The organism is Tolypothrix campylonemoides VB511288_2 (genome assembly GCF_045999855.1).
GTDB classification, from domain to species: domain Bacteria; phylum Cyanobacteriota; class Cyanobacteriia; order Cyanobacteriales; family Nostocaceae; genus Scytonema; species Scytonema bouteillei_A.
This window is the reverse complement of sequence record NZ_JBFPMW010000013.1, coordinates 171477-185892: the sequence shown is the minus strand read 5'-3', so window position 1 is coordinate 185892 and position 14416 is coordinate 171477. Positions and strand designations below refer to the sequence as shown.

14 protein-coding genes are annotated in these 14416 nt (G+C 42.6%); 10 read left to right on the top strand and 4 right to left on the bottom strand.

Annotated features, from left to right (window positions below; genetic code table 11):
- Nucleotides 1-468: 468 nt before the first annotated feature.
- From AB0756_RS31050 to mutT, 3 genes are all read left to right on the top strand, one after another.
- Nucleotides 469-1425 carry an RNA polymerase sigma factor, RpoD/SigA family gene (locus AB0756_RS31050; RefSeq protein WP_038077692.1) on the top strand — a complete coding sequence of 319 codons (957 nt, stop codon included), beginning with the start codon at nucleotides 469-471 and terminating at the stop codon, nucleotides 1423-1425.
- A gap of 216 nt (nucleotides 1426-1641) precedes the next feature.
- Nucleotides 1642-1977, top strand: coding sequence for a DUF760 domain-containing protein (locus AB0756_RS31045; protein WP_038077694.1), 336 nt, complete (start codon nucleotides 1642-1644; stop codon nucleotides 1975-1977).
- A gap of 177 nt (nucleotides 1978-2154) precedes the next feature.
- Complete coding sequence (mutT, locus tag AB0756_RS31040; RefSeq protein WP_038077697.1) at nucleotides 2155-2565, top strand: 8-oxo-dGTP diphosphatase MutT; 411 nt, start codon at nucleotides 2155-2157, stop codon at nucleotides 2563-2565.
- Nucleotides 2566-2840: 275 nt separating this feature from the next.
- On the opposite strand, the gene AB0756_RS31035 is transcribed toward mutT, so the two are convergent.
- Nucleotides 2841-4028, bottom strand: a complete 1188-nt coding sequence (locus AB0756_RS31035; RefSeq protein ID WP_038087842.1) for a histidine kinase — start codon at nucleotides 4026-4028, stop codon at nucleotides 2841-2843.
- Between the two features lie 559 nt (nucleotides 4029-4587).
- Between AB0756_RS31035 and AB0756_RS31030 the strand changes: the two genes are divergently transcribed.
- The 5 genes from AB0756_RS31030 to AB0756_RS31010 all read left to right on the top strand — a co-directional run bounded on the left by AB0756_RS31030 (nucleotide 4588) and on the right by AB0756_RS31010 (nucleotide 10221).
- Nucleotides 4588-6006 (top strand): S-layer homology domain-containing protein, encoded by a 1419-nt coding sequence (locus AB0756_RS31030; protein WP_038087839.1) that lies wholly within the window; start codon nucleotides 4588-4590, stop codon nucleotides 6004-6006.
- 79 nt (nucleotides 6007-6085) lie between these two features.
- Nucleotides 6086-7129, top strand: a complete 1044-nt coding sequence (locus AB0756_RS31025; protein ID WP_038087836.1) for a M42 family metallopeptidase — start codon at nucleotides 6086-6088, stop codon at nucleotides 7127-7129.
- A gap of 96 nt (nucleotides 7130-7225) precedes the next feature.
- A complete protein-coding gene (locus tag AB0756_RS31020; RefSeq protein ID WP_038087833.1) occupies nucleotides 7226-7693 on the top strand; it encodes a CBS domain-containing protein in 468 nt (155 codons plus the stop codon).
- Nucleotides 7694-7776: 83 nt separating this feature from the next.
- On the top strand, nucleotides 7777-8442 hold the full coding sequence (gene nblB, locus AB0756_RS31015; protein ID WP_038087831.1) for a phycobilisome degradation protein NblB: 666 nt from the start codon (nucleotides 7777-7779) through the stop codon (nucleotides 8440-8442).
- Between the two features lie 963 nt (nucleotides 8443-9405).
- Entirely contained in the window at nucleotides 9406-10221 is an 816-nt protein-coding gene (locus AB0756_RS31010) for an LEVG family PEP-CTERM protein (RefSeq protein WP_038087827.1), read from the top strand.
- A 157-nt stretch (nucleotides 10222-10378) separates the two neighbouring features.
- Here the strand turns inward: AB0756_RS31010 and AB0756_RS31005 are convergent, their stop codons facing one another.
- Nucleotides 10379-10897 (bottom strand): DUF456 domain-containing protein, encoded by a 519-nt coding sequence (locus AB0756_RS31005; RefSeq protein WP_038087824.1) that lies wholly within the window; start codon nucleotides 10895-10897, stop codon nucleotides 10379-10381.
- A gap of 36 nt (nucleotides 10898-10933) precedes the next feature.
- On the opposite strand from AB0756_RS31005, the gene AB0756_RS31000 reads away from it, so the two are divergent.
- A complete protein-coding gene (locus tag AB0756_RS31000; RefSeq protein ID WP_153021447.1) occupies nucleotides 10934-11092 on the top strand; it encodes a hypothetical protein in 159 nt (52 codons plus the stop codon).
- A gap of 17 nt (nucleotides 11093-11109) precedes the next feature.
- On the opposite strand, the gene AB0756_RS30995 is transcribed toward AB0756_RS31000, so the two are convergent.
- Complete coding sequence (locus AB0756_RS30995; RefSeq protein WP_038087823.1) at nucleotides 11110-11745, bottom strand: cofactor assembly of complex C subunit B; 636 nt, start codon at nucleotides 11743-11745, stop codon at nucleotides 11110-11112.
- A gap of 76 nt (nucleotides 11746-11821) precedes the next feature.
- Entirely contained in the window at nucleotides 11822-12550 is a 729-nt protein-coding gene (gene rpaB / locus AB0756_RS30990) for a response regulator transcription factor RpaB (protein WP_038087821.1), read from the bottom strand.
- 163 nt (nucleotides 12551-12713) lie between these two features.
- On the opposite strand from rpaB, the gene radA reads away from it, so the two are divergent.
- A complete protein-coding gene (radA, locus tag AB0756_RS30985) occupies nucleotides 12714-14285 on the top strand; it encodes a DNA repair protein RadA (protein ID WP_038087819.1) in 1572 nt (523 codons plus the stop codon).
- The last annotated feature ends 131 nt before the right edge of the window (nucleotides 14286-14416 follow it).

Here is a 14416-nt window from a genome sequence, read left to right as displayed (position 1 = left end):
AAGTAAAAATTAAATAAAGTTAATAGAGAAATACTTATAGTTAATATTGAATTTTTTTTAAAAATCTTAGAAATTTTTCTTTTTCAAGATACATTTATTAAATAAGGCTATAAATCCTGTGAAGGAGGATATTTGGCTTAAATGACCTGTAGGTAAAAGAAATTTAAACTTACAGCTAGCCAAGCAGTTATCATAAATGTTACAGTAATTAATAATAAAAAATAAAAAGTGTTTGCTAGGGGACTATTTATCTAACTGTAGATACTTGTAAAAAATGTGAAATCACTGTAACTTTTTGCAGTTAAGAACAAAAATACGATGACCAATAGCCGCAAAGCATTCCTTGTGCGTCAGTTGCGAATCACAGCATTAGTATCCGGTGAAGAACACTGGAATTAGACTTCTAGAAGGCATCTATCAGATCTAACCCCCACTATTAAACCCAATTATCAAAACAAGAGTAGCGCCATGAAGACCGCTCAGACAGCTACAGACCTAGTGCGGACTTATTTACGTGAGATTGGCAAAGTGCCCCTCCTGTCGCACGAGGAAGAAATATTTTATGGAAAGCAAGTACAGCGTTCAACAGCATTACATGAAATCAGGGAATCGTTAACGACTCAATTAAATCGTCAACCATCTCTAGAAGAGTGGGCAAGCGCAACACAACTAGAACCTGCAGAGTTGAACGAAGCCATAGCAGATGGCGAAGTAGCGAAACGCAAGATGGTAGAAGCAAATTTGCGACTGGTTGTGTCCGTAGCTAAAAAATATATCAAGCGCAACGTAGATTTACTTGACCTAATACAAGAAGGTAGCATAGGAATGCAACGGGGTGTAGAAAAATTTGACCCCACAAAAGGATATCGGTTCTCTACCTACGCTTATTGGTGGATACGTCAAGCGATTACTCGTGCGATCGCAGAAAAAGGGCGTACCATCAGATTGCCGATTCACATAACAGAAAAACTCAATAAAATCAAGAAAGCACAGCGTCAATTATCCCAAAGATTGGGACGTGCTCCTACAGCTTCGGAACTCGCCAAAGAATTAGAACTAACTCCAAGACAAGTGCGAGAGTATCTCGAAAAAGCAAGGTTACCATTATCCTTAGATTTGCGATTGGGTGATAACTACGATACAGAACTAGGGGAAATGTTGGAAGATCCAGGCACTTCTCCGGAAGACTTTGTTACCCAGTCATCCTTATCTAACGATTTGGATCGTCTTATGGCGGAACTGACACCACAACAAAGAGAAGTTTTATCCCTAAGGTTTGGTTTAAATGACGGACAAGCGCTAACACTCTCCAGAATTGGCGAACTTCTTAACATCAGCCGCGAACGAGTGCGGCAAATTGAGAGAGAAGCCCTCAATAAACTCCGTAAATCCAAAGTTGGTATGAATGAATACTTAGCAAGTTAATGACTCGTTCTCGTTATTAGTCACTGGTGATTGGTTAGCGAGGCTGAGGTGAAAAATCCGTTACTCGCAGTACGGTTACAACGACTCCCAAAACAAAACTTACTTTGTTACATTAGATGATAGGGGTACACAACGCGAAAGCATTGTCCATATCCAAACAGGCAATTTTGACCTAAGTAATTTTGACCACAACTGTGGTATTTAAAGGAGGTAAAAGTGAGTAACCCATCTAACCGAGTCTCAGAATTCTTTAACGGTGAGTCAGAAACAGGCAATTTGTTATTGCAGTATGTTAAATCTCTAAGCCCAGATATAGTTACCCAGCTATCCAAACCTACTTCTCCAGAAGTTTTCCAAGCAATGGAGCGTAACATTATGGGAATATTAGGGAACTTACCTTCCGAACACTTTGGGGTTACCATCACGACTAACCGCGAACATTTAGGTCGCCTGCTTGCCTCTGCCATGATTAGTGGTTATTTTTTACGTAACGTAGAACAAAGAATGAATTTTGAAATGGTTCTGCAAAATACTGAAAGTAACGAGGAATGAAGTGACAACCAATCCCAAAAAGAAATTGAACAGTGAGAATCGTTAATTTTATAAGTTGCTTGGGGAACAATGGCAAAAATCTAGAGTTGTCCCGTGCAAACTCCGTAAATTACAAACTCGGCAAAAACGTGTATAATTGCCGAGTTTTGTTGTATTTTTGTGTACTCTAAAAAACAGATGAGTGAAACAAAGTCTTCCGTACCTCATAAAATTATAGGTGTTGCCATAATCAAAAACGACCTAGGGCAGATTTTAATCGATCGCCGACGTCTAGAGGGAGCTATGGGGGGTTTGTGGGAATTTCCCGGAGGTAAAGTCGAGCCAAACGAGACAGTCTCTGAGTGCATCAAGCGCGAAATACAAGAAGAACTGGGGATTGAAATTGAAGTTGGCAAACATTTACTGACAATTGACCACACCTACACTCACATACGAGTGACTCTAACAGTTCATGAATGTCGTCATCTTTCAGGGATTCCGCAACCTATTGAATGTGATGAAGTTCGTTGGGTAAATGTAGGTGAGTTAGAAACATTTACCTTTCCCGAAGCCAATCTTCAAATTATTGAGGTTTTGAGGAAGGGCTAATGGCTAATGGCTAATGGCTAATAGCTAATGGCTAATAGCTGATGGCTAATGGTGAGTCCAGCCCTGATAGCAAAGCGTGGCGCGAATGCGCCATAGGAGGGTTTCCCGCGACCACCGGGACTGGCGAACAAGGGAGGGCTAATGGCTAATGGCTAATGGCTGATGGTGAAGTTGTCAGGGTGCGGGAAACCCGCCCACAGCACTGAACTCACCGCCTACTTTCTCTTGTCTCACTATTAGCAATTAGCAATTAGCTATTAGCTATTAGCTATTAGCTAATTTGGATATACTGGTAATGTAAAGTGAAACCATGCTCCACCTTCAGGAGCAGCATCTACCCAAATTTGACCGTAATGGGCTCTGATAATGCGCTGACACAAACACAAACCAATGCCGTAACCTTCGGTGGTTTCATCTCTTTCTAACCGGAAGTGATTTTCAAAAATGCGTTCTCGATTTTCTTCGGGAATACCCGGACCTGTATCGCCAACACTAAATTGAACTTTCTGAGTGGTACGGTGCAAGCCGGAAACCGCAATAGTACCTCCTTCTGGAGTATACTTAATAGCATTGTCTAATAAATTCATCAACACTTGCCGTATGCGTTCTGGATCGGCATAAACGTTGGGTAAGTCTTTTGGAATGTCTTTTGTAAGCACATGAGATTTGGCTGTGTAGCGATCGCGTACTTCTTCAAGGACCTCTAAACAAAGTTTGCCCAAATCTATCTTTTGAGGTTGAATGTAAAATTCCTTTTCACTACCGCGACCAACTTGTAAAAGATCGGTAATCATCCTATCTATGATCTTGGTTTGGCTGCGAGCTTGTTTAAATAAGTGTACCGTCATTTTTGGTGTGATGCGGTCAAAAGTACCGTGTTCTAAGTTGAAGTTAGATTGTAAGGTATCTATAGCTATGGAAGCTGCAGTGAGGGGGTTGCGAAGGTCGTGAGCTAACATAGCAATCACTCGGTCTTTGAACTGTAACTGCTCAATTAGTTTTTCTTTTTCTTGTTTTAAGCGAAAGATTTCATCAGAGAGGTGTAAAAGTTCTTCGGAAACAGCCAACGAGCCGATCGTACACTGACCATCCTTAACAAGATTATTGTCTTCCGTATTTTCCTTGAAATCGTTTTGTAATTCTAAATACGCATCTACACCAGCTTGCCACCTAGGCCACCAAGTTTTCAATTGAGCCGTAATGTTACTACCAGCCAAAATTTGTCTTGGTTCCGGATGGATTTTGATGAGAGCTGGCGTTGCTACCAGTTTAAAGTGTTCCGCCAAGTAAGGCTTTTGTCCTACATCTACGATCTGTAGTTCAAACTTATAGTCAGCCTGTAATTCTTCTAAGTATGAAAGGATTCGCTGTACTTGCTGTTTGGACTTTGGGCGTCCATCGACAAAAAGTAGCAGCTGTAGTGGAGCCTCAGAATAAATAGGCCGATCCTGGGAAAGTTGCATGTAATCGTGTTTCAGCACTGGTAACAAACCGACGACGCGTAATTGTATTCGTAAAATTGACTGGCGGTTGTCGATGGAATAGTTGCTCTGTTTTTTCTAACTTAATATCTATTTTAGATTCTTCATAGTCCTATCCCACACTGGTTTTTAAGAAGAGATACATTCTTTTTAGCTTCCTAGTTTTATTTTGACCAGATCTTCTCCTAAAAATTATCCATACCACTCCTTTGAGGGCAATAATTGCTCTGAACCATCTGTTTTGCCAAGCTCAAAGGTATACTCAATGTACGTTCGCTGGTTGATTGATACAAGAACTCACACTGATATTTTTAAGTATTATATAGCACATGGTAGTTCGCTACAACATTCCCAAATTGGTTACACGGAATTATCAGCGAACTTTACCCTTGTCCATCTTTAGAGGCAAAGAGCGGGTTTGATCTCAGTTTACCACCTAAGATAGTTGCTGATAACGTTAAGAGATTGAGGGTTGGGGATTGGGAAAACTGAGTTGACTCTACGCTACTGTAGAAATTGATCTGCTCATATATGGTTGTCCGTGTTGCAAAGTAAACGTCCGGTTGTTTTGATAGGTGTGGCTGTTCTACTAGCTGCGTTAACAGCCTGTGCTAATAGTCCAACTGCCAAAGAAATTGAGCAGTCTTTGGCAGCAGATCCAAAGCTCAGCAGTAACCCGGTGAGTCTTGGTTCTCCACAAGCAAGCAGTAACCAACAACAGCAAACCGATCGCGCAACAGTTAACTTACCTGCTGATTTTCCCAAGGATATCCCTTTATATCCCAATGCCAATTTGCAAGAAGTGATACCACCTAGTAACGAAAAACCGGGTGCATCATCAACTCGTTGGGTAAGCATTGACCCCAGCAATATCATTGCTAGCTACTATATTCAAAAACTTCCAGCAAACAACTGGCAAATCGTACAACAGTCAAACGAGCAATTTAATTTGATTGAGGCGCGGCGCGATCGCCTGTCACTCAAAATTTCCATTCAACCAAAAACAATCACTAATGCCTCACCCAATCAACCACAAACCTCTACAGAGATACTGATTGACTACCAACCAAATTCTACAGAAATAACGCAAGCTACCCCAACTCCTACCTCTACCCCCGAAACAACTGCAACGGAAGTTCCACAACCAGGTGAATCCCAGTTTGTCGGTCCGGTGCGCTCGCAACAACCAACAGCCACACCAAATACCACAGACGAACCAACCAACAGTACCCCCAACACCACAGCAGCGTCTAATCCTCAAGAGTTTAGCGATTTAACCAAAGCACCTCAAGAATTCCAAAGATATATTCGAGATTTAGCAGAGTTGGGCGTTTTATCTGTAAGCTCAAATGCTGCTAAGAGCAATGAAGGTATTGCAACCAACCAATTTGAACCAAATAAAATTATTGCGCGACGGGATTATGCTCGTTGGCTAGTCACTGCTAACAATAATATGTATGCCAGCGATCCAGCCAAACAAATTCGCTTAGCCTCGGGAGGTTCCCAACCCGCTTTTAGTGATGTTCCCAGAACTGACCCAGATTTCCCAGTAATTCAGGGATTAGCCGAAGCTGGATTAATTCCCAGTTCTTTATCAGGAGAGACTACAGCAGTCTTGTTTCGTCCCGGCGCACCCCTGACACGAGAACAATTGATTTGGTGGAAAGTTCCTTTGGATACACGCCAATCCTTACCAAATGCCAATTTAGAAACTATCAAGCAAACTTGGGGTTTTCAGGATGCAGGGAAAATAGACCCCAAAGCATTGGGAGCAATTCTGGCAGATCGTCAGAGTGCCGAACAATCAAATATCCATCGTGTCTTTGGGTACACCACTCTATTTCAGCCAAAGAAGCCAGTCACTCGTGCGGAGGCGGCAGCAACTTTGTGGTACTTTGGAACTCAAAGTGAGGGAATATCAGCAGCTGAAGCCTTAAAGGTTAAGCGTCCACCTAATTAACATCACTCACCGTTTACCTACCTCCGCAAGGTTAGTGTAGGGGTTGACAAATCGTCGATCGTTAGTTGCGGGTCACTGTATGTGGGATGACAATAAACTGTTTGCAATCGTAGAAGAATTGGTCATGCACCATTCTCCTAGTGGTGCGGAAGAAGAAATCAATCAGTTCTTGATGCAGCAATTTACAGCGTTGGGTGTTGAAGTATGGCAAGACCGTGCTGACAATATCATCGCTAAAATTCAAGGACGAGATTCAACAAGAGCGATCGCTATCACCGCTCATAAAGATGAAATCGGTGCCATTGTCAAAAGTGTTGGTGATAACGGTCGAGTCGAGGTTCGCAAATTGGGCGGAGCCTTTCCTTGGGTTTATGGTGAAGGAGTTGTCGATCTCCTCGGCGACAATGCCACCATTAGCGGTATTCTCAGTTTTGGTTCCCGCCACGTCTCTCATGAATCGCCACAGAAGGTACAGCAGGAAGATACTCCGCTCAAGTGGGAAAATGCTTGGATTGAAACAAAATGTACAACTGCGGAACTAGAAACGGCAGGTATTAGACCGGGAACTAGAATGGTGGTTGGCAAGCATCGCAAGCGACCCATTAGGTTAAACAACTACATTGCCAGCTACACTTTGGATAACAAAGCTTCAATTGCCATCTTGCTAGCTCTAGCTGAAAAGATTAAACAACCAACAGTTGATGTGTATCTAGTAGCATCAGCAAAGGAAGAAGTCGGGGCAATTGGGGCGCTTTTCTTCACTCAAAACCAGCGCTTGGATGCTCTGATAGCTTTAGAAATTTGCCCTCTCTCCTCAGAATACCCAATTGATGATGGGAAACATCCTGTCATCCTTTCCCAAGATGGGTATGGAATTTATGATGAAACACTCAACGGACAACTACGCCACTGCGCCAAAAAACTCGGTCTACCCGTGCAGTTAGCAGTCATCACCGGTTTTGGCAGCGATGCGTCCATTGCAATGAAGTTTGGTCATGTGTCCCGTGGTGCGTGTTTGGCGTTTCCCACTCAAAATACCCATGGATATGAAATTGCTCATTTGGGAGCGATCGCAAACTGTATTGATATATTGCAAGCGTTTTGTGAAGCCGAGTTCGCCTGAGTTTTTGGTTAAAATGTGTGAATAGGAAGAGGGTTAGTGCTACGGCAATTACATACAATGATGGCAATGACATGAATAGAGAGTGACAGCAAGCAAATGCCTAAAACCGTTGCCGATGTAATGAGCCATAACCCAATTGTTGTGCGACCTGAAACTCCTTTAAAGGAAGCTATTCAAATTTTGGCAGAGCGACGAATCAGCGGACTACCCGTCACGGATGATAGCGGGAAATTAGTAGGCATTATTTCAGAAACGGATTTAATGTGGCAAGAAACAGGGGTAACACCTCCGGCTTACATAATGTTTCTGGACAGCGTTATCTATTTACAGAATCCCGCAAATTACGAACGTGACTTACATAAAGCACTAGGGCAAACAGTTGGCGAAGTTATGAGTCACAACCCCATCACAATTTCTCCTGACAAAACTGTCACGGAAGCAGCCAGACTCATGCACGATCGCAACATTCACCGTCTTCCAGTACTTGATAGCGAGGGTCAAGTCGTTGGTATTCTTACTCGTGGCGACATTATCCGAGCAATGGCAGCAAGTCAAGAAAGTTAGTGGTTAATTGTTAGTTGTCAACCACTAACCACTAATCATCAACCACTAACCAATAACCAGTAACCAATAACCAATAACTAAAAATGAGCACTACTCCAGAATCTGTTAAGCAAATGCTTAGCTCGCAAGATTTGGGCGATCGCTTGCGTGCAGTAAATCTTGTTCGTCAATTGGAACCAACTGTAGGTTATGAGTTAATTCAAACTGCTATCAACGACAGCAATTCTCGCGTGCGTTACTCAGCCGTGAGTCAATTAGATACTTTAGGCGACCAAAATTTAGATTTAACCTTAAACGTGTTGCGCGATCGCCTTTTCAACGATCCAGAAGCTGACGTACAAGCAGCTGCAGCAGATTGTTTGGGTGCGCTTAAGCTACAGGAAGCTTTTCAAGATTTACAACAGGTTTACCGCACAACCAAAGAATGGATTGTTCAATTGAGCATTATTGCTGCACTAGGAGAGTTAGGCGATCCAAGAGCCTTTGAGTTGCTCAAAGAAGCACTTGCTTCCAATAATGAGCTAGTCATTACGGCTGCAATTGGTTCTTTAGGAGAGTTAGGCGATCCACAAGCAGTTCCCCTTTTGGTTCCGTTTGTTACAAATCCAGATTGGCAAGTTCGCTACAGACTCGCGCAAGCTTTAAGGCGTTTGGGTAGTGCAGATGCCAAATCTGTGTTAGAAACTTTGGCAAAGGATGAAATCGAAGCTGTCGCAACAGAAGCGAAAAAGTCTTTGAACGAGTCTTAATACCTTTCAATATTGGATTCAGCAGAGGTAGGTTGGGTTAAGCAACGAAACCAACCTAAAGTCTTATTCTGTCTCGTTCCCAGCCTCCAGACTGGGAACCAGTCAGGACAAGGGTTGTGTCTTAACAAGCGTGCCATTCGCAACGAAACCCAACAATTCCATTCAATATTGGATTCAGCAATCATCTATTTGGTATAGTCAATCCTTCACTTGTTGATAGCAGCATGCTACCTGTCCACCACATCGTAGATTGGTGTTGATGGGTGGTACCCACCTTACTACGACTACCGAGTTCGCCTTAAAATATTGGGTGGTTGAGGCTCGTAGGAGTGGAGGGGCGCTCTGGAGAAAAACGCTTCAAACAGCACGTCTCGACATAAATTGTGACTAACACTATTTGTTTTATCAGAGCAAGATCGCCCATCGAGATCGATCGGTCTCAAATTTTCCATGTTTACTGAGTATATTTTTATACTAGTACTTTTATAAAAATATACCAAAGATTAGTACAAATTTTTCTAGCACTTTATCGGAAAACCACAGCAATTTGGGCTCGATTTTTTGAGGAAATAAGAAGATTTTGAGAGATTGAGAGGCGCGATCGCAAAATTTATTTGGGCTTCAACTTCTTTTATCCTATTACCAGACAAGATTTCAACCAAATTATGTTTTTGAGGTAAAGCATAAAGTACCTATTAAAAAATTACTTACGTAATGCGAAACGAAATTCAGTAATACTATCAACTTCAAACGGAAATTTAAAAATTCAACTCATTTTTAATTATTAGGGATTTTTACTGATAAAAAGACGAACGTAAATATCAAAATCAAGATTTTATCAATTCTGATTTTTAGACTTCCCGATTGAAAAAAAGATAGCTAAATTAGTGAATGTAAAGAGGCGGGCAAAAAATTAAAACTGCTGCCCGTAACTAATAGGGCTAATCTAATCGGGAGCAAGTTATGCAAAAGTTAAAGTTAGTAGCGGCAACAATTCTGGGAACAAGTTTGAGTATGGGTCTAGCTGCTGCAATGCCAGCCGCTCATGCTGTTTCTTTAATTCCTCAGCAAGAGGGTGAAATTGACTTAACAAACATGAATTGTATTGTTGCGAATCAGAACTGCATTCAAACACAAGGTTACACAGTAAAAAGCTTAGATTTTAACCAAGACTTTAAAGATGATGGATTGAACAAAGAATTTGGACTTAGCCGTCTATTTGTTGATAAAAACGCTACCGAGAATAACTGGGGACCTGGTAACCAAATCAAGTTTACATTGAAAGATGAGGGAACAAATCCTATCTCCGATCAGTACTGGTTCCGTCCCGTCGCTTACGATGCTACAGGTAAAGTGATTGAAAATGGTCGATTGGAAGTTGGTAAGTTCTTATTTACTTTGGATAAGGCTTATCAAGAAGTATCATTGGACTTCTTTGATGTAGAAGATAACTTGTTTTCTGGTATTGTAGAAGTCAACGGACAAAGCGTAAATAACCTGCTTGCAGGTGCAGGCAAGAAAGATGATGCTTCTACCAAGAGCTTAAAATTGACAAATGTCTCCTCCTTTGTCATTCAATTAGGCAACCCCGGTAGGAACTATGGTGCAGCTGGTAGTGCATTGGCAAAGACTTCATTCTCAACTGGTGACGGTGTCCGGTTGTCTGGGCTAGGAGTAACAAAAGCAGTACCCGAACCAACAACTACCTTAGGCTTGGGTGCAATGGCAGTAGCTGGTTTGTTGGGCTTGCGTCGTAAAAAAGTGTCTCAAGTTGGTTAATTAAGGTTCTGCATAAACCAATTGTTAACCTCTTATCAACCACAAGTCTTGGATGAGATAATCAGAAGCCTGTCTTCACAGGTTGCTTTTTAAAAACCTGGTATTCGGGCATTGATTAAAACCCGCCGAAGCGGGTTTTATTTCTTTTTATAGCTTTTTAAGAACCAAAAACCTGCGACCAAGTGGTGACAAGAAAAGTCACAACAGCTCCAATTGCCAACAATCCTTGAATCAAATTTCCAAGTATTGTACCGACCACTATTCCAATCCCGGCTTTAATAGCGATCGCTACATCATGTCTGTAAAGGTACTCACCGATAATTGCTCCTAAAAGAGGTCCCAACAACATCCCCAATAATGGACCGCCAACAGGTAAAGCAGGCAATAATCCGAAAAAGCCCAGCAGCAATCCTACCATTGCTCCAATTTGTCCCCATTTGCTAGCACCTGCTTGTTGTGCTCCTATGTAACCTGCTAAAAAATCAACTCCTATACTTAGAAGTAAAACAATAACAGTAACAATAAGCGGTATTTTTATAGCTGCGAAGGAACCACTGACAAAGCCCCAAATGATAATCCCAATTAAAATTAAGCTTGCTCCAGGAAGAGCAGGAATAACTGCACCCGCAATACCTACAAGCATTAGGGCAATGATTAAAACGTAAAGAATTGTCATAATTGCTAATGGCTAATGGCTAATGGTTAATGGCTAATGGTGAGTCTAGAGAAACTAGGCGGTAAGTCCAGTGCTGCAGGCGGGTTTCCCGCGCCCACCGGGACTGGCGAACAAGGGAGGAGTTTCCCACGACCACCGGGACTGGCGAACAAGGGAGGGCTATGGCTAATTGCGATCCTTGCCATTAGCAATTAGCAATTAGCTATTAGCTATTAGCCATTAGCACTTTCAAGCGTAACAGCTAATTTATCTGCTATTCCAGCAATCCAGTTTTCATCTTGTTTGGTGTAGCTTCGAGGAGCATTTGCACCTAAGATAAGGACTCCTTCTTTACCAATAGGTTGACAAATGACACCTTGAGTATTCTCTGGTAAATAATCAAATTCAACTCGTCCTGGGTAGACTTTTAAATCTACCAAATACACCGGCTTTTGTTTTTCTAGCACTCTGTTGAGTATTGCTCCGGGTACTACGTCTGATTTCTCAGCTAAAATTCCCCTGCGTAACAAAACTTTACGTTCATAATAAATAACGAGCGATCGCGTCACCGTATTAGTTAACAACAAATGCGATGCCCAAGCTAGTTCTGTTTTTACAGTTTCCGGTAAATCTGGGGCTAAAACAAAACCTTCTTCACCTACAAGTTGAACCGCATCGGGAGTTCGCGGTTGAACTTGTTGCCATAGTAAACCGATCAAAATTAATACAGCACTTAATATGACACCAAGTACATCCGCACGTGCTTGAGAATCAGTTATGTCTGGTGTCAGTAACCGATTAATCAACAGAAGCACAGCGCCTAACCCACCCACTACGATAGGTAGACGCCGCAAAACGTCATTTGTCATTGGGGATTGGGGATTGAGGATTGGGGATTGGTTGTGTGAGTTATTCTACCTTGTCTACCTTGTCTCCCTTGTCCCTCTACTCTTCTCCTGGTTCAATTATCCGTTGAAACAAATAACCAGTTCCTCGTGCTGTCAGTATTAATTCTGGGTTACTGGGGTCATCTTCTAGTTTTGCTCGCAGGCGAGAGATATGCACGTCAACAACGCGGGTGTCCACATGGCGTTCTGGCGTGTATCCCCATACTTCTTGCAAAATTTCCGAACGGGAAAAAGCTTCGCCCGAACGGCTCACTAGCAGTTCTAGCAAGCTAAACTCCATACCTGTTAGGCGAATGCGTTCGTCACCTTTATAAACTTGCCGCTTGTTCGTATCAATTTTAATATTGCCTACATGAATGACACCGGAACTGGGAATCCCGGAAGCGCCCGTTTTGTCTACTCGCCTCAGAACTGACCGAATGCGGGCTTCCAACTCTTTGGGGGAAAAGGGCTTAACTACGTAATCATCAGCACCTAACTCCAAACCCGTGATTCGATCTGCCACATCTCCCAAGGCGGTTAGCATAATAATGGGCACGTCCGATTCCTTGCGTAATTCTTGGCATACCCCGTAGCCATCTAGCTTTGGCATCATTACGTCAAGGACGACTAGGTCTGGATCTGCTTTGCGAAACGTGTCCAACGCTTCTTCTCCATCACCTGCTGTCACTACGTCATAGCCAATCATGGAAAGGCGTGTTTCCAAAATCCGACGAATGCTGGCTTCGTCATCTACTACCAGAATTTTTTCTTTATGACTTTCCAAGTTTCTCAACTCTCCTTAACTAAAATTTTTGATGCTTAATTTTTAGTACCATAGTATTAAGATATCATTTCACAATTTGAATGGAAAAAACCTGCATCTACTACCATTATTCAATTTCACTTTCCTCAAAAACTTAAGCAAAAATTAAGATAAGATATAATAAATGCCAAAGCAAAAGACATATTACGTTTGTAGCGAATGTGGCTCGGAATCCCCTCAATGGTTTGGTAAGTGTCCGGCTTGCGGCACTTACAACTCTTTAGAAGAGCAACTTGCTATTCAGTCATCGACAGATATACCAAGTCGGGGGATAAGTGGATGGCACCAACAGGCAGGAAATGCAAAACCTACAGCTAAGCCCGCAAAACCGCGTGCTTCTCTAACATTTGACCAAATTAGCGATCGCCAAGTGACTCGTTGGGCTTCTGGCTATGAAGAACTCGATAGAGTCCTTGGCGGCGGTGTTGTTCCCGGTTCGATGGTTCTTATAGGTGGCGATCCGGGAATTGGAAAATCAACTCTACTGTTGCAAGTATCAAGCGAATTGGCGCAGAGATACCGCATCCTCTATGTCTCTGGAGAAGAGTCAGGACAGCAAGTCAAACTCAGAGCCTCTCGATTGGGTGTCTCAAAATCCCTTAGTTTAGTTAGCGCTGAGAATGACAACGAAAATGGTAATAGCGAAACAGCTAAAGAAACGGCGATTCAGGTAACGCAGCCGTCTGAAGAAACTAGAGACGCCGATCTGTACGTATTGCCTGAAACGGATTTGGAAGAAATTTTGAAGGAAATGGATTCCCTCAGACCCAATGTGGCAATTATTGATAGTATTCAAACAGTATTCTTTCCCGCATTGACTTCTGCACCCGGTTCTGTGGCTCAGGTAAGAGAGTGTACTGCTGCTTTGATGAAAGTAGCAAAGCACGAAGATATTACAATGTTAATTGTGGGACACGTCACTAAAGAAGGTGCGATCGCAGGACCAAAAGTATTGGAACACTTAGTCGATACAGTTTTGTATTTTGAAGGCGATCGATTTGCATCCCATCGATTATTAAGAACAGTAAAAAATCGCTTTGGGGCAACCCATGAAATCGGTATCTTTGAAATGATAGATACAGGTTTGCGAGAAGTCCCCAATCCTTCAGAGTTATTTTTAGGAAATCGTGACGACCCCGCCCCCGGTACTGCTTTGGTTGTGGCTTGCGAAGGAACGCGTCCAATTGTCGTTGAATTGCAGGCTTTAGTCAGCCCTACGAGTTACCCGTCCCCCCGTCGTGCAGGGACAGGTATAGATTACAACCGCTTGGTACAAATCTTAGCAGTGTTAGAAAAGCGGGTAGGGATTCCCATGTCGAAACTAGATTCTTACGTTGCTTCCGCAGGGGGGTTGAATGTAGAAGAACCAGCAGTTGATTTGGGAATAGCCATAGCAATCGTTGCTAGTTTCCGAGATCGGATTGTAGACCCCCGTACCGTACTGATTGGAGAAGTTGGCTTGGGGGGACAAGTCAGATCTGTATCGCAGATGGAACTGCGGTTAAAAGAAGCAGCAAAACTGGGATTTAAACGGGCGATCGTACCCAAAGGGCAAAAATATCCCAACTATGACATTGAAATTGTCCCGGTTTCCAAAGTCATAGATGCCATTATTGCAGCAATCCCGCAGCAGGGGCTAACAGAAGCCGACCTAGCACCAGACGATGATGACGATGATGATGACTCCAGTTTGTAAGGGTTTAGCTCAATAAGAATGTAAGGTGGGTATCGCCCACCATTTCAACATCATACAAGAAGCACTTAACGATCGTCAGCAACTCTCAAAATAGAGAAAATAACTTGCCACGATCGCTATAGCTAATCAAG